The sequence below is a fragment of the Burkholderia sp. Bp9090 genome (assembly GCF_003857985.1).
Classification (GTDB): domain Bacteria; phylum Pseudomonadota; class Gammaproteobacteria; order Burkholderiales; family Burkholderiaceae; genus Burkholderia.
Window position 1 is genome coordinate 181,065 of sequence record NZ_QTPV01000008.1, and the last position, 15,424, is coordinate 196,488.

At 68.9% G+C, this 15,424-nt stretch carries 15 protein-coding genes; 5 read left to right on the forward strand and 10 right to left on the reverse strand.

The genetic code is table 11. From position 1 onward, the window contains the following. The first annotated feature begins 95 nt into the window (after positions 1–95). Positions 96–596 (forward strand): Lrp/AsnC family transcriptional regulator, encoded by a 501-nt coding sequence (locus DIE16_RS10820; RefSeq protein ID WP_044844460.1) that lies wholly within the window; start codon positions 96–98, stop codon positions 594–596. On the opposite strand, the gene DIE16_RS10825 is transcribed toward DIE16_RS10820, so the two are convergent. The 3 genes from DIE16_RS10825 to DIE16_RS10835 form a co-directional block, all read right to left on the reverse strand. After that, on the reverse strand, positions 583–1,092 hold the full coding sequence (locus tag DIE16_RS10825) for a flavin reductase family protein (protein ID WP_044844459.1): 510 nt from the start codon (positions 1,090–1,092) through the stop codon (positions 583–585). The genes DIE16_RS10820 and DIE16_RS10825 overlap by 14 nt on opposite strands. Positions 1,093–1,411: 319 nt before the next feature. Continuing rightward, positions 1,412–2,077, reverse strand: coding sequence for a hypothetical protein (locus DIE16_RS10830; RefSeq protein WP_124486956.1), 666 nt, complete (start codon positions 2,075–2,077; stop codon positions 1,412–1,414). Further along, on the reverse strand, positions 2,074–3,480 hold the full coding sequence (locus tag DIE16_RS10835) for a selenium-binding protein SBP56-related protein (protein ID WP_124892267.1): 1,407 nt from the start codon (positions 3,478–3,480) through the stop codon (positions 2,074–2,076). Before DIE16_RS10835 ends, DIE16_RS10830 begins: the two co-directional genes overlap by 4 nt. 563 nt (positions 3,481–4,043) lie before the next feature. On the opposite strand from DIE16_RS10835, the gene msrA reads away from it, so the two are divergent. Next, on the forward strand, positions 4,044–4,604 hold the full coding sequence (gene msrA, locus DIE16_RS10840) for a peptide-methionine (S)-S-oxide reductase MsrA (RefSeq protein ID WP_044844456.1): 561 nt from the start codon (positions 4,044–4,046) through the stop codon (positions 4,602–4,604). A gap of 54 nt (positions 4,605–4,658) precedes the next feature. On the opposite strand, the gene DIE16_RS10845 is transcribed toward msrA, so the two are convergent. The 3 genes from DIE16_RS10845 to pdxH form a co-directional block, all read right to left on the reverse strand. After that, positions 4,659–5,984: a DUF72 domain-containing protein gene (locus DIE16_RS10845; RefSeq protein WP_124892268.1), complete on the reverse strand. Its 1,326-nt coding sequence runs from the start codon at positions 5,982–5,984 to the stop codon at positions 4,659–4,661. A 23-nt stretch (positions 5,985–6,007) separates the two neighbouring features. After that, the gene (locus DIE16_RS10850; protein ID WP_124486959.1) at positions 6,008–7,228 is read right to left on the reverse strand and encodes a cyclopropane-fatty-acyl-phospholipid synthase family protein; all 1,221 of its coding nucleotides are present in this window, start codon (positions 7,226–7,228) and stop codon (positions 6,008–6,010) included. A 130-nt stretch (positions 7,229–7,358) separates the two neighbouring features. After that, positions 7,359–8,003 (reverse strand): pyridoxamine 5'-phosphate oxidase, encoded by a 645-nt coding sequence (gene pdxH, locus DIE16_RS10855; protein ID WP_044848555.1) that lies wholly within the window; start codon positions 8,001–8,003, stop codon positions 7,359–7,361. Positions 8,004–8,131: 128 nt separating this feature from the next. Here pdxH and tcdA point away from each other — a divergent pair, with 128 nt between their 5' ends. Next, positions 8,132–8,989 (forward strand): tRNA cyclic N6-threonylcarbamoyladenosine(37) synthase TcdA, encoded by an 858-nt coding sequence (gene tcdA / locus DIE16_RS10860; protein ID WP_044848556.1) that lies wholly within the window; start codon positions 8,132–8,134, stop codon positions 8,987–8,989. Positions 8,990–9,091: 102 nt separating this feature from the next. Here the strand turns inward: tcdA and trxA are convergent, their stop codons facing one another. Further along, positions 9,092–9,940, reverse strand: a complete 849-nt coding sequence (trxA, locus tag DIE16_RS10865; protein ID WP_044848557.1) for a thioredoxin — start codon at positions 9,938–9,940, stop codon at positions 9,092–9,094. A gap of 52 nt (positions 9,941–9,992) precedes the next feature. Beyond that, positions 9,993–10,874, reverse strand: coding sequence for a pirin family protein (locus DIE16_RS10870; protein WP_124892269.1), 882 nt, complete (start codon positions 10,872–10,874; stop codon positions 9,993–9,995). Positions 10,875–11,126: 252 nt separating this feature from the next. On the opposite strand from DIE16_RS10870, the gene DIE16_RS10875 reads away from it, so the two are divergent. Beyond that, the gene (locus tag DIE16_RS10875) at positions 11,127–12,005 is read left to right on the forward strand and encodes an EamA family transporter (protein WP_185640843.1); all 879 of its coding nucleotides are present in this window, start codon (positions 11,127–11,129) and stop codon (positions 12,003–12,005) included. Positions 12,006–12,050: 45 nt separating this feature from the next. Here DIE16_RS10875 and DIE16_RS10880 read toward each other — a convergent pair whose 3' ends face one another. Continuing rightward, positions 12,051–13,586: an N-acetylmuramoyl-L-alanine amidase gene (locus DIE16_RS10880; protein WP_124892270.1), complete on the reverse strand. Its 1,536-nt coding sequence runs from the start codon at positions 13,584–13,586 to the stop codon at positions 12,051–12,053. Then, entirely contained in the window at positions 13,568–14,119 is a 552-nt protein-coding gene (gene tsaE, locus DIE16_RS10885) for a tRNA (adenosine(37)-N6)-threonylcarbamoyltransferase complex ATPase subunit type 1 TsaE (protein WP_044848561.1), read from the reverse strand. Before tsaE ends, DIE16_RS10880 begins: the two co-directional genes overlap by 19 nt. A 17-nt stretch (positions 14,120–14,136) precedes the next feature. On the opposite strand from tsaE, the gene queG reads away from it, so the two are divergent. Continuing rightward, positions 14,137–15,372 (forward strand): tRNA epoxyqueuosine(34) reductase QueG, encoded by a 1,236-nt coding sequence (queG, locus tag DIE16_RS10890; protein WP_124486963.1) that lies wholly within the window; start codon positions 14,137–14,139, stop codon positions 15,370–15,372. The last annotated feature ends 52 nt before the right edge of the window (positions 15,373–15,424 follow it).

Sequence of the window (15,424 nt, forward strand, 5' to 3'; positions counted from 1 at the left end):
TAGGTGGACGCTCGCAGAAAGTGCTTGCGAAATAAACATGGACAATCCGCCCGATTGGCAGATAATTCGACTCAGAGGGAAAACGGGGACCAAAAATGCACGCGATCACGCTCGATGCCACCGACTGCCGGATTCTGGCGGTCCTGCAGGAAGAGGGCAGAATCAGCAATCTCGATCTGGCGGAGCGCATCTCGCTTTCGCCATCCGCCTGTCTGCGCCGGATGCGCCTGCTCGAGGAGCAGGGCGTGATCGAGCACTATCGCGCGTGCCTGAGCCGCGAGAAGCTCGGCTTCGAGCTCGAGGCGTTCGTGCAGGTGTCGATGCGCAATGAAGAGAATCAATGGCACGAGCGCTTCGCGGAGGCGCTGCGCGAATGGCCGGAGGTGGTCGGCGCGTTCGTCGTGACGGGCGAGAGCCACTACCTGCTGCGCGTGCTCGCGCACAACCTCAAGCACTATTCGGATTTCGTGCTGAACCGGCTCTACAAGGCGCCGGGCGTGATGGACATCCGTTCGAACATCGTGCTGCAGACGCTGAAGGACGAAGCGGGCGCGCCGGTCGGGCTGGCGCGCATGGGGGCGATCAAAGCGGTGTGAGGCCGTGGAAGCCGCCGCCGTGGAACACGAGCGGCGGAGCGGCATCCGACACGGCACGCACGCCGCAGCGTTCCACTTCGCCGACGAAGATCACATGGTCGCCTTCGTCGTAGCGGCTGCGGTTGTGGCATTCGAACCACGCGAGCGCACCGTCGAGCACCGGCATGCCCGAGTTGCCGGCCGCGTGCGCGATCCCTTCGAAGCGGTCGCCCTTGTAGGTCGAGAAGCGCTTGCACAGGTCGAGCTGCGACGCCGCGAGCACGTTCACCACGTAATGGCTGTTGCTGCGGAACACCGGCGTCGACGCCGATTTGTGCGCGAGGCTCCACAGCACGAGCGGCGGATCGAGCGACACCGAGTTGAACGAACTCGCGGTGATGCCGATCAATTGCCCGGACGGCGCACGCGTCGTGATGACCGTGACGCCGGTCGCGAACTGGCCGAGCGCCTGGCGAAAGGCGGCCGAGTCGAAATCGGGCGGGGTGGCATGCTTCATCGGGCGGCCATCCGGATCGAAACGGACAGGCGCGGCGCGCGGCGGGTGCGGGAGGCGCGGCGGACGAAAGGCGGCAAGGCCAGGGCGGTCGGTCGGGAAGTGGTGCGCATGGCGCGATTTTAGCGGAATCGCGACCGCCGGGCCCGTGCGGACGGTGCATTGCGGGGCCAGCGTGAGGTAGCGAACACAGTCGCGCGGCGCCGCGATCGAGCCGGCGGCGGCGTTTCTGGCGTGTTTTATCGCGCGCGGTCGGTGGCCCGCCCATGCGGCAGGCCATCCGCCACGCCATGAATCCCGCGCGGCAGCCGCCGCGCGTGCGCTACCGCGCCGCCGCCAGCCCGAGCGACAGCACACCCGTCAGGATCAGGCTCGACGCCCACACCGCATCGAGGTTGAACCAGCTCCGCGCGACGAACTTCAGCCCGAGATAGCGGTACACGAGCCACGCGAGCACGCCGCCCGTACCGATCATCGCGGCCGCGTGCACGGCCGCGACGACGAGCGCCATTCCGAGATGCGCGTCGACGAGCGTGGCCGCCGCGCGATCGCCGGCGTCCGTGTCGAGCCCGCAAAGCCCCAGATAGATCGGCACCAGCATCAGCCCGGCGCCGTGCGCGAGCGCGACCGCGAACGACCACAGCCCGAGCCGCGCGGGCGGAATCCGCGCGAGCGCACGCGGGTGACGCCGCCGGATCAGCAGCACCGCGCCGAAGCCGATCACGAGCGCGCTCGCGCCGATCCGGATCGCCGACTGCCATGCAAGCAGCGCGGCGAGCAGCCCGAACGGCAGCATCACCATGAATACCGCGAGCGCATGGCCGAGCGCGAGATAGCCGAGCGCCGCGACGAGCGCGCCGTCGCGGCGCGTCATCAACGCGTTCGACACCGCGAGCGGCCAGCCCATCGCCGGATTGAGCCCGTGATAGACGCCGCTCGCGAGCACGGCCGCCCACAGCGCGAGCGGCGCGGAGAGGCCGGCGCTCAACACTTGACCGACGGATAGCAGAACGAGTCGGTCGAGCAGTCGCCGCCTTCCAGCCGGATCTGGTGCGCGCGATAGCCGTCGGGGAACTCGACCCAGTAGTCGTCGGCGAGCGTCAGCCCGCCGTCCGGCCCCGCATGCGCGAGCACCTGCGCGGCGGGCACGCCGTCCGGATAGAACTGGTCGTCCCACGTCGAGTAGAGCGAGTTGGTCCAGTACACGCGCCGGCCGTCGCGGCTGATTTCCACCATCTGCGGGCCGCCGGCGAACGCGCGGCCGTTCGAGTGCGGCGCGCGGCGCACGATCCCGCCGATGCGCACCGACCCGGCGAGCACCGGGTGACGCGGATCCGACACGTCGTACTGACGCATCTCGCCCGTGCCCCAGCACGATACGTACAGGAAACGGTCGTCGAGCGACAGGTCGATGTCGGTCACGAGCGGCGGCACCGCGCCGAATCCCTGGAGCAGCGGCGGCAGTTCGTCGGCGGCGGCCGGCTCGGGCGGGATCGTCGCGGTCTTCTCCACATGGAACTGGCCGTCCTCGCGCCACCAGGTCCAGATCGATCCTTCGAGATTGGTCGTGTCGACCACGACGCCGACGAACCCGTATTCGCGCACCGGATCGTGCGCGGGCCGCACTTCGAGCGCCATCTGGTGCTGCGCGCCGAGATCGATCGTCTGCACGTTGCGCCGCGCGCGCAGGTCCCAGAAATGCAGCCGGTGGCCGTAGCGGTTCGCGAGCAGGTCTTCCGGCACGATGCCGTTCTCGAATTGCGGCGGCAGCGCCCATTCGCTCGACACCATGTAGTCGCGCGGCAGGTTCCACCAGAAGTCGTAATGCTTGTCCTGCGGGCCGCGGTCGATTTCCCAGCGGCCGAGCACGTCGAAGGTCTCGCAGTCCATGATGAAGATGCCGGGCGCGCCGTCGGTGCCGTCCGGGCCCGCGCCGCCGAGCGTGCTCACGTAGATGCCCTCGGGGCCGCAATGAACCGTATGCGGCCGCGAATAGCCGGTCTTCGCGAACACCTCGCCGGGCTCGATGATCTTGTGGATACGCGCCTGCGTCGGGTGCGGCTTCGTGTCGATCACGTAGATCCGCGACGAGCGCAGGCCCGGGATGATCAGGAAGCGGCGCTCGAGAAACGCGTGACCGGTCAGCGGCGACAGCGACGACGAGCACGCATTCCAGCCGAAGTGGTGGAATTCGTCGCCGGTGTTCGGCATCGTCACCGTGTGCACGATCTTGCCGTAGGTCGCCGAGCCGGGTTTCACGTCGATCACGGCGAGCGCGTCGGGCCTGGAAAAATCGGGGCTCAGCAACAACGTATAGGCAAATTCCTCCGCCGGCGCCTGCATCGCAAGTTCCGGCGAAGCGTGAAAGGTCGGGTCAGGCCGCATGCTCATCGTGGTGCCTCTCTCGGTTGTATCGGATCACGGGCGCACGGCCGTTCACTGCGGGCGTGCGGGTCGAACAGGTTGCGTGACGGGAATGCACAGGCGGTGGCGCGCGATTGCAGGACGCGCGGTGCGGTGCATCAGGTCGGGAAAGCGGGGAAACGCGGCGCGCCGGATCGTCGCGCAGGCGGCGCAACGGGCGTACGGTGACGCGAGGGTGCGGTGAAGGCGACGGCGCGCGGGGCACCGGCGGCCGGGCCCGTCATGCGGGCGATTTCTGCTGAGGCGTGCATATCGATGTTCCGGCAGATGTTGTTGGCATCAGGGCGGGCATGCATCGGACGCTGCGTGCAGCCGGACGGTGTGCCGTCGCGGCGAAGCGTGCCTAAGTGTAGTCGAGAAACGCGCAGCCGGTGGCGCGCGGCGCGCATGCGGTTCTGCCGGATTCGCGCGCGAGTGAGATACTTGAACGCTGCCGCTGCGCGCCGGGCAACCGGGCAGCGACGATAAGGACCGGCGGCGCCGGCGCGTGCCTGCGTGCCGGCCGCCGTCTTCAACGAGGTACTGATTTCATGGTGAACGAGATGCTTGAAACCGCGACTGTGGGCGGCGGGTGCTTCTGGTGCACGGAGGCCGTGTTTCTCGACGTCGACGGCGTGACGGCCGTCCAGTCGGGCTATGCGGGCGGCCATACGCGCAATCCCGGCTATCGCGACGTCTGCGACGGCGACACCGGTCACGCCGAGGTCGTGAACGTGACGTTCGATCCGGCGCGCATCGGTTATCGCGAGATCCTCGAGATCTTCTTCGCGACGCACGATCCGACCCAGCTGAACCGGCAGGGCAACGACGTCGGCACGCAATACCGGTCGGTCGTGTTCACGCATTCCGACGCGCAGCGCGACGTCGCGCTCGACGTGATCCGCGAACTGGAGCGCGAGCAGGTGTTCGGGCAGCCGATCGTCACGCAGGTCGTGCCGCTCGACGGCAACTACTGGCCGGCCGAGGACTATCATCAGAACTATTACGCACGCAATCCGGGGCAGGGCTACTGCTCGGTCGTGATCGGGCCGAAGCTCGCGAAATTCCGCCAGAAGTTCTCGCACCGGCTGAAGTCGCAGCGCGGCGCGTAATCGACGTAATCGGCACGTCGGCCGCAAGCGGCGCGGGCACCCGCGCCGCGACCCCTACGCCGCCTCGCTGCGCCAGTGCGCGCACGCGGCGGCGATCTCGCGCGCGAGCGCGAGGCACGACAGCGGCGCGGAGCCTTCCGCCTTGTTGTTGATCGTGATGATCACCGGCTGTCCGGCCAGCGCATAGCGCGCGGCCAGCTCGGCGAGCGCCGCGCGCGTGGCCGGGTCCTCGTCGACGAGCTTGTCGAACGGCTCGTACTTCGCTTTCGCCTGTTCGTACTTGAAGCCTCCGTGCAGACTCCAGCGCACGATCAGCGGGCCCGGCGCATCGCCGTCGAGCAGCGCGAGCGCGGCCGCCTGGCGCAGCGGGTCGGGCATCCGCGCGTGCAGCCCGACGCAGTAGCGTACGCCGAGCGCCGCGAGCGCGCGGATGAAGCGCGGCGTGAGCAGGCTCGCGTCGCGGATCTCGATCGCGTAGCGCGTGCCGTCGGCGTCCGGCGGCAGCGGCGGCAATGCCGCGAAGAATGCCGACAGCCGGTCGATCAGCGCGGCCGGCTCGGCGAGCAGTTGATCGGGCATCGGCGAGAACTGGAACACCAGCACGCCGGCCTTCCGGCCGAGCCCTTCGAGGCACGGCTGCACGAATTCCCGGGTCGCGAGCTGCGCGTCGAGGAAGGTCGGGTTCGGGCCCGACGGCTCGCCGCGCCTGCCGCGCACGACCGCGTCGGTGACGGACGCCGGCGCTTTCACGACGAAGCGGAAGTCGTCCGGCACCTGTTGCGCGTAGCGCAGGTAATCGGCCACCGACAGCGGCCCGTAGAACGAGCGGTCGAGGCTCACGCTCTTCAGCAGCGGATGCGCGCCGTACGCCTCGAGCCCTTCGCGCGACAGCTTCGTCTGCGCGAAATCGCCGTCGTAGACGATGCCGTCCCAGCCGGGGAAATACCACGACGACGTGCCGAGCCGCACATTGGGCGGCAGCGCGGCCGCGGCGGCGGCGACTTCCGCGGAAACCGGGGCGGGCGGCACGCCGCGCCGGCGCCGGCTTTTCTTCGGCGGCGCGGCCGGCGCGGCCGGTTCGTCCCACAGCAGGCCGGAGGCAGCGGGCGGTTCCGCCGGTTCCTGGTCGGCGGAAGGACGGGGCGATGCACGGCCGGCGCGCGCAGGCGACTTTGCCGGCCGCGCAGTGTCGTGTTCGTCCGGCGTCACGCGTGCGCCGGCACCTGCAGCGCTGTCGCCATCCGCGGGCGCGGCCGCGCGCGCGTCGTCGGGCGCCGCGCCGCCGAACAGGTCGAACTGCCCGTCGGCGTGCGATCCGTCCGGTTCGTCGCGCTGCTGTCGTTGCGGCGGCGTGTTGCGCCGCGTCCTGCCGTCACCCATGCATGCCCAGCGTGAAGTGCCGCCTAGCGCGGCAGCGTGTGTTCGTACATGTAGCGCCGCGACCACGGCAGCGTTTTCGCGCTGCGTCCGGCCTTGCGGCACACGATCTGGAAGATCGACACGTCGTCGTGTTCGAACGCATACGCGCAACCGGCGAGGTACACGCGCCAGATGCGGAATTTCTCGTCGTCGACGAGCGCGCGCGCCTGGTCCGCCTTCGCCTCGAAGTTCTCGGTCCAGATGTCGAGCGTGCGCGCATAGTGCCGCCGCAGGCTTTCGACGTCAATCGCCTCGAGCCCGCCGCGCTGCGCCGCTTCGAGCGCGAGGCTGATGTGCGGCAGCTCGCCGTCCGGGAACACGTAGCGGTCGATGAATTCGCCGCCGCCGAGCGCCGTTTCGCCGCTTTCCGCGTCGGTCGACGTGATCCCGTGGTTCATCGCGATGCCGTCGTCGGTCAGCAGGTCGTGCACGCGCGAGAAATAGAGCGGCAGGTTCTTGCGGCCGACGTGCTCGAACATCCCGACGCTCGTGATGCGGTCGAACTGCCCGTCGATCTCGCGGTAGTCCTGCAGGCGGATCTCGATCTTGTCCTCGAGCCCGGCGGCCTTCACGCGCGCGGTCGCGAGATCGAACTGGTTCTGCGACAGCGTCACGCCCAGGCACGTCGCGCCGAACTTCTGCGCGGCGCGCAGCACGAGCGCGCCCCAGCCGCAGCCGATGTCGAGCAGGCGCTGGCCGGGCTCCAGCTGGATCTTGGTCAGGATGTGGTCGATCTTCTTGATCTGCGCGGTCGCGAGATCCTCGTCGCCGTTCTCGAAGTACGCGCACGAGTACACCATGTTCTCGTCGAGCCACAGCTGGTAGAACTCGTTCGAGACGTCGTAGTGATACTGGATCGCCTTCCGGTCGGTGTTCTTCGTGTGATTGAAGTAGCGTTTCACGCGCGCGAGCTTGCTCGCGCTGGTGACCGTGCTGCGCGCGAGCGAATAGCTGATGTTGATGATGTCCGACAGCCGGCCTTCGATGTCGATCTTGCCCTTCACGTACGCCTCGCCGAGATTGTCGAGGCTCGGTTCGAGCAAGAGCGGCAGCGCCGACGCGCTGTTGACCTTCAGCGTGACCTGCGGTGCGCTGAAGGTGCCGAAATCGAGTTGATCGCCGTTCCACAGCACGAGGCGCGCCGGTATGTTCGCTTTCGCCCGTACTTCGTCCGCCCACTGTGCCAGCTTCTTTTCCCAGAACATTTGGATTCTCCGTTTGTTCGTTGAATCGAATACAGCCAAGTATCTTGACCGGCGCCCGCCTCCTGCGAGGCGGGCGCCCGGATGCAACACGAGACACGACCGGCAAGCGGCACCGCGGCCGCGGTTCGGCTTACGGCGACAGGCGCGAGATCGTCCAGCCCGACGCCGCAGCGGCGTCGCGCGTATAGAGCAGGCGGTCGTGCAGCCGCGACGGGCGGCCCTGCCAGAACTCGATCGCGTCGGGCACGACGCGATAGCCGCCCCAGTGCGGCGGGCGCGGCGGGTTCTCGCCGTAGCGTTCGGCCACGTCCTTCTCGCGCGCTTCGAGCGTCGCGCGGCTGTCGATCACGGCGCTCTGCTCGGACGCCCACGCGCCGATGCGCGAGCCGAGCGGGCGGGACGCGAAATAGCGGTCGCTTTCGTCGGCGCTGGTCTTTTCGATCCGGCCCTCGATGCGCACCTGGCGCTCGAGTTCGATCCAGTAGAACAGCAGTGCCGCGTACGGATGGGCGGCGAGGTCGCGCCCCTTGCGGCTTTCGTAATTGGTAAAGAAGACGAACCCGCGTTCGTCGACAGCCTTGATGAGCACGATGCGTGCCGACGGCCGGCCGTCGTCGCCGACGGTGGCGAGCGTCATCGTGTTGGGCTCGGGGAGCTTGGCGGCGAGCGCCTCCTTGAACCAGCGATCGAACTGGGCGAAGGGGTCGGGGGCGGCATCGGCTTCGTCGAGCGAAGCACGCGAATAGTTGATGCGGAGATCGGCGAGAGTCGTCATGTTATGCGAACGCTTCAATCTGGGGCCAGTATAGCTAACGCGCGAGAATCGTGCGTGCACAGTGGCGCGTGCCGGCGGGGAGTTCAGGCAAAATAGAGGGCTGCTCGACTTACGTTTTCCTTGCTGCCATGTCCGCTGCCGACACCGCCCCGCTCAGTTCCTCTGATCTTACCCCGACCCCGACAATCCAGCTTGACGTGGATCGCGAGCGCCGCTTCGGCGGCATCGCGCGGCTGTACGGCGCCCCGGCGCTCGCCGCGTTCGAGGGCGCGCACGTGGCCGTGATCGGCATCGGCGGCGTCGGGTCGTGGACGGCCGAGGCGCTCGCGCGCAGCGCGATCGGCACGCTGACGCTGATCGATCTCGACAACGTCGCCGAAAGCAATACGAACCGGCAGATCCACGCGCTCGACGGCAATTACGGCAAGCCGAAGGTCGACGCGATGGCCGAGCGGATCGCGCTGATCGATCCCGCGTGCCGCGTGAACCGGATCGAGGATTTCGCGGAACCCGACAACTTCGACGCGCTGCTCGGCGGGGGCTTCGACTACGTGATCGACGCGATCGACAGCGTGCGCACGAAGGTCGCGCTGATCGCGTGGTGCGTCGCGAAAGGGCAGCCGCTCGTCACGGTCGGCGGCGCAGGCGGGCAGCTCGACCCGACGCGCATCCGCATCGACGATCTCGCGCTGACGATCCAGGATCCGCTGCTGTCGAAGGTGCGTGCGCAGCTGCGCAAGCAGCACGGCTTTCCGCGCGGGCCGAAGGCGCGCTTCAAGGTCAGCGCCGTGTATTCGGACGAGCCGCTGATCTATCCGGAAGCGGCCGCGTGCGACATCGAGGATGGCGCGGAACCGTCCACCGCCGCGCATGTCGCGGGGCTCAACTGCGCGGGGTTCGGTTCGAGCGTGTGCGTGACCGCGAGCTTCGGTTTCGCGGCCGCCGCGCATGCGTTGCGGGCGATCGCGGCGCGGGCCGCGGGTTGATCGGGGCGTCGAGCGACGCGCCAAGGAATGTTGCGGCGCGGCGGACCCACCGCGCGCGACGAGGCGAGTCGGCCAGGCCATCGCGGCCCGGCCGTTCGTTCGTCAGTTGAGCGCCATGCTCAGCTTGCGCCGCCACGCGGCGACGAGTTCCGGGCGATCGCCCGCCAGCTCGAACACCGAGATCATCGTACGGCGGCCGAGGTCGTCGCCATACGCGCGGTCGCGCAGCACGATTTCCAGCAACTGCTCGAGCGCGCCTTCGTACGCGCGGCGCGCGATCAGGCTCTGCGCGAGGTCGAAGCGTGCGTCGAGATCGGCCGGGTTCGCCGCGATGCGCGCCTCGAGCGCGTCGGTCGGCGGCAGGTCGGCCGTCGCGTCGAGCGCATCGAAACGGGTCTTGATCGCCTGGTAGCGCGGATCGGTGCCCTGCACGGTCTGCGGCGACAGGCGTTCGGCCTCGGCGCGTGCGGCGTCCACCTGGTTGTTCGCGAGCAGCAGTTCGATCAGGTCGAGCCGCGCGTCGTCGAAGCCGGGGTTCAGCGCGAGCGCCGCTTCGAGGTGGGTGATCGCATCGTCGTAGCGCGATTCGGCGATCGCGTATTGTGCGGCGCGGCGCTCTGCTTCGTCGGGCGCGGGCAGCAGCCGGTCGAGGAACGCGCGCAACTGGCCTTCCGGCAGCACGCCGATGAACTGGTCGACGGGGCGCCCGTCGGCGAACGCGATCACGTGCGGGATGCTGCGCGTCTGGAAGTGCGCGGCGAGCTCCTGGTTCTCGTCCACGTTCACCTTCACGAGCTTCCAGCGGCCTTCGTAGTCGGCTTCGAGCTTTTCGAGCAGCGGACCGAGCGTCTTGCAGGGGCCGCACCACGGCGCCCAGAAGTCGACCAGCACGGGCGTGTCCAGCGACGCCTCGATGACGTCTTTCTCGAAAGTGGCAAGCGTGGTGTCCATGTCGTTCTCTTCGGTTCGAATGTCGTCAGGATGGGGGCGGCGCGCCCCTTTTTCAACGCGGCTTCGACTCGGGCAGCGGAATCCACTCGGTTTCGCCGGGCACCTTGCCCATTTCCTGGTTCGTCCACGCCCGTTTCGCGCGCTCGATCGCGTCGCGGCTGCTGGCGACGAAGTTCCATTCGATGAAGCGCTCGCCGTCGATCTTGTCGCCGCCCAGCAGCATCGCGCGCGCGCCGTTGCCGCTCGCGAGCGTGACGGTGGCGCCCGGTGCGAGCACGGCCATCTGCTCGGCCGGCACCGGCGTGCCGTCGATCGACAGGTCGCCGTCGACCACGTAGACCGCGCGTTCCTCGTGCGATGCGTCGAGTTCGAGGTGGCCGCCGGCCGCGAATTCGGCGGCGACGTACAGCGTGCGCGAGAACGTCGTGACGGGCGAGCGCAGGCCGAACGCGTCGCCGGCGATCACCGTGAGCGACACGCCGTTCTCGTCGCGCTTGGGCAGCGTGTCGGCCGCATGGTGCTCGAACGACGGCTCGGTGGTCTCGTGGGCAACCGGCAGCGCGACCCAGGTCTGGATCCCGTGCACCGTGTGGCCGCTCGCGCGCTGCGCGTCGGGCGTGCGCTCCGAGTGGACGATGCCGCGGCCGGCCGTCATCCAGTTCACGTCGCCCGGCACGATCTCCTGCAGCGAGCCGAGGCTGTCGCGGTGCAGGATCGCGCCGTCGAACAGGTAGGTGACGGTGGCGAGCCCGATATGCGGATGCGGGCGCACGTCGAGGCCGGTGCCGGCCGGCAGCGTCGCGGGCCCCATGTGATCGAAGAAGATGAACGGGCCGACGAGGCGTGCGGCGAGCGCGGGCAGCGTGCGGCGCACCTGCAGGTTGCCGATGTCGCGGATGTGCGGCTTCAGCAGGGCTTTGATCGGATCGGTCATGGCGGGCCTCGTGGGGAACGGCGGGAATGCCGGTCATTGTACTGGCGGCACGGCGGCCACGCGTGCAACGGGCAGCCGGATGTCCGCCGCGCGATGCGGCCGCGGGGCAGGCACGCGTCGTGCGGCGCGTCCACGGCGCCGTGCCTGACGCCGATTCCATGTGCGCCGCGCGGGTATCGGGTCGCGCGGCGAAATTCGGTAGACTGAGCGGCGTTCAGGAAACCATCCGACAAAATCGAGGAGACGCCGATGATGGCCCCGAAGGACTTGCTGCTCGCGCTGGTCGTGATCCTGGCGTGGGGCGTGAACTTCGTCGTGATCAAGGTCGGCCTGCACGGCATGCCGCCGATGCTGCTCGGCGCGCTGCGCTTCACGCTCGCCGCGGTGCCCGCGGTGTTCTTCGTGCGCCGGCCGCAGATTCCGTGGCGCATGCTGATCCTGTACGGCGCGACGATCCAGCTCGGCCAGTTCGTGCTCCTGTTTACCGGCATGTACGTCGGCATGCCGGCCGGCCTCGCGTCGCTCGTGTTGCAGTCGCAGGCATTCTTCACGCTGGTGTTCGCGATGCTGTTCCTCGGCGAGCGGCTGCGCGTGCAGAGCCTGGTCGGGCTCGCGGTCGCCGCGGCCGGACTCGTCGTGATCGCTGCGCAGGGTGGCCGCGCGATGACGCTCGCCGGCTTCCTGCTGACCCTCTGCTCGGCCGCGATGTGGGCGTTCGGCAATATCGTCACGAAGAAGCTGGGCAAGGCCAACCTGGTGTCGCTCGTCGTGTGGGCGAGCCTCGTGCCGCCGGTGCCGTTCTTCCTGCTGTCGCTGTGGTTCGAGGGGCCGCAGCGGATCGAGGCCGCGCTGCTCGGGCTGAACGGCGCGTCGATCTTCGCGGTGGTCTATCTCGCGTTCGTCGCGACGCTGCTCGGCTACGGCTTGTGGAGCCGCCTGATGTCGCGTTATCCGGCCGCCCAGGTCGCGCAGTTCTCGCTGCTGGTGCCGATCGTCGGGCTCGCGTCGTCGGCGCTGCTGCTCGACGAGCATCTGACGGACGCGCAGCTGATCGGCGCCGCGCTCGTGATGGGCGGGCTCGCGGTGAACGTGTTCGGCGGGAAGCTCGCGCGCCGCTTCGCGGCGTCGTGACGCGCCGGCACGCAGCGCGTGCCGGCGGCGGGGCAGGGTGGCCGGTCAGGCCATCCGGCTCTTCGCGAGCGGCGGATTCGCGGCGAAGTAACGCTTGATGCCGCGGAAGATCGCGTCGGCCATCTGGTCGCGATAGCTGTCGTCGTTCAGCCGGCTTTCCTCTTCCGGATTGCTGATGAACGCCGTCTCGACGAGGATCGACGGAATGTCGGGCGCCTTCAGCACCGCGAACCCGGCCTGCTCGACCGAGCCCTTGTGCAGCTTGTTGATGCCGCCGACTTCCTTCAGCACGTAGTTGCCGTAGCGCAGCGAATCGCGGATCTGCGCGGTCGTCGACATGTCGAACAGCGCGCGGCTGACTGCCGCGTCCTGGGTCTTGATGTTGATGCCGCCGATCAGGTCGGACGAGTTCTCCTTGTTCGCGAGCCAGCGCGCCGCGGCGCTCGACGCGCCGTGGTCGGACAGCGCGAACACCGACGAGCCGCGCGCGGACGGCGTCGTGAACGCATCGGCGTGGATCGACACGAACAGGTCCGCGCCGACGCGGCGCGCCTTCTGCACGCGCACGTTCAGCGGCACGAAGAAGTCGGCGTCGCGCGTCATCATCGCGCGCATGTTCGGCGCGCCGTCGATCTTCGCGCGCAGCTTCTTCGCGATGTCGAGCGCGACGTGTTTCTCGTACGTGCCGCCGCCGCCGATCGCGCCCGGATCCTCGCCGCCGTGGCCCGGGTCGATCGCGACCGTCAGCAGGCGCACGGTGCCGCCCTTGCCGGATTTCGGCGCGGTGAACTTGTAGGTGTCGCCGTCGTCCTCGTTGTCGTCGCGGCGCGCGATGACGGGCGGCGGCTTGACGGCCGGCTTCGCGGGCGTGGCAGGCGAAGACGGCGTCGCGGCGGCCGGCGGCGTGCGCGGCGCGGCCGGCGTGTTCTGCGCGAAGCGCTGGAAGAACGCGTCGCTGTTGTCGTTGCCCGCGACGGGCGGCGTCGCCGGCCCGTTCAGCGCGCTCGGCGGCTGCACCTGCTGCGCGCGCGCGGTGTCGTTGAGCGCCTGTTCCTTGCGTTCCGTCTGCGCGATCAGGTCGGTCAGCGGATCGGGCGCGACGGCCGGATACAGGTCGAACACGAGCCGGTACTTGTAGGTGCCGACCGGCGGCAGCGTGAACACCTGCGGCTTCACCGAGCCTTTCAGGTCGAACACCATCCGCACCACGTGCGGCTGATACTGGCCGACGCGCACCGACTGGATCTGCGGATCGTTCGGCGCGATCTTCGACACGAGGTCGCGCAGCGCCTGGTCGAGGTCGAGCCCGTTCAGGTCGACGACGAGCCGGTCGGGACCCTGCAGCAGCTGTTGGCTATTCTGCAGCGGCTGGTCGGATTCGATCGTGACGCGCGTGTAATCGCGCGCGGGCCATACACGCACGCCGAGCACCGACGACGCGTGCGCGAGCCGCGGCGCGACGAGGCCGAGCACCAGCGTCGACGCGCCCGCGCACAGGATCTGGCGGCGCCGCCAGTTGTGCGTGGCGGTGGCCGCCGATTCGATCGAGCGGAACGGTTTGATCAACATCTTTCGAGACATGCCTTTCCTGAAGCGCTGTACGCACGGACGGTGAGGGCGCGGCCGTCGCCATCCACGTCGAGCGAGAAAACCAGATCGGGCACGCCGAGCAGCGGGCCCGCCTGCTGCGGCCATTCGACGAGGCAGATCGCGCTGGAATTGAAATACTCGCGAAAGCCTGCATCGGACCATTCGGCCGGATCGTTGAATCGATACAGATCGAAGTGATAGACCTCAAGTTCCCCGTCGTCGCGCGCGAACGCGTACGGTTCGACGAGCGTGTAGGTCGGGCTGCGCACGCGCCCCGGGTGGCCGAGGCCGCGCAGGATCGCGCGCACGAGGGTCGTCTTGCCCGCGCCGAGGTCGCCGATCAGCTGGATCTGCAGCCCGTTGAACGCGTGTGCATGGGCGAGTTCGCTACGCGCCGCGTCGAGCGCGTGCGCGAAGCGGGTGCCGAAGGCCTCGGTCGCCGCTTCGTCGGCGAGTGCGATCACGCGCTCCGCGAGCGGGGCGGGCAGCGTGTCGGCATGAGGCGTATGGGACGTGGCTGGCATTCTCGTAAAATAGTGCGATGAACCGATTACCGGAACTCGCCGCATCCGACAGGCCTTCGACTCGTGCCGAAGGCGCGGCGCCGTGCGCGCTCGATGATGCGACGTTGGCTGCGCTCGCCGCGCGCATCAGGGCGTGGGGGCGCGAATTGGGTTTCGGGGCGATAGGCATCAGCGATACCGATCTCTCGGATGCCGAAGCAGGCCTCGCCGCCTGGCTGGAAGCCGGGTACCACGGCGAAATGGATTATATGGCGAAACACGGGATGAAACGCGCGCGGCCGGCCGAACTTGTGGCCGGTACGCGACGCGTGATTTCCGCGCGGCTCGCCTATCTGCCGGCCGAAACGCTCGCCGCCGACCCACCCGATGCGTCATCCGGCGCGCTCGCGCCGCACGACTGGCGCGCACGCGAGCGCGCGCGTCTCGACGATCCGCAGGCGGCCGTCGTGTCGATCTACGCACGCGGCCGCGACTACCATAAGGTGCTGCGCAACCGGCTGCAGACGCTCGCGGAGCGCATCGAGCGCGAGATCGGCGCATTCGGCTACCGCGTGTTCACCGATTCGGCGCCGGTGCTCGAGGTCGAGCTCGCGCAGAAGGCCGGGGTCGGCTGGCGCGGCAAGCACACGCTGTTGCTGCAGCGCGACGCGGGTTCGCTATTCTTCCTCGGCGAAATCTACGTCGACGTGCCGCTGCCGACCGACGCGCAAACGGCGCCCGAGCGCGCGCCCGAGACGCCCGGCGCGCACTGCGGCAGCTGCACGCGCTGCATCGGCGCGTGCCCGACGGGCGCGATCGTCGAACCGTATCGCGTCGACGCGCGCCGCTGCATCTCGTACCTGACGATCGAACTGAAAGGCAGCATTCCGGAGCCGCTGCGGCCGATGATCGGCAACCGCGTGTACGGTTGCGACGACTGCCAGCTCGTGTGTCCGTGGAACAAGTTCGCGCAGGCCGCGCCCGTCGCCGATTTCGACGTGCGGCACGGGCTCGACCGCGCGACGCTCGTCGAGCTGTTCGCGTGGGACGCCGACGCGTTCGACACGCGGATGCAGGGCAGCGCGATCCGGCGCATCGGTTACGAAAGCTGGCTGCGCAATCTCGCGGTCGGGCTCGGCAATGCGTTGCGCGCGCCGGCCGATCGGCTCGCACCCGAAGCGCGCACCGCGATCGTCGCCGCGTTGCGCGCGCGGGCCGACGATCCGTCGCCGGTCGTGCGCGAGCATGTCGAATGGGCGCTGCGTGCCGCATGAAGGCGGCGTAAAGTGTCGTCGGCGCGCGGCGGCGCCGCGTGTTTCACCGGTC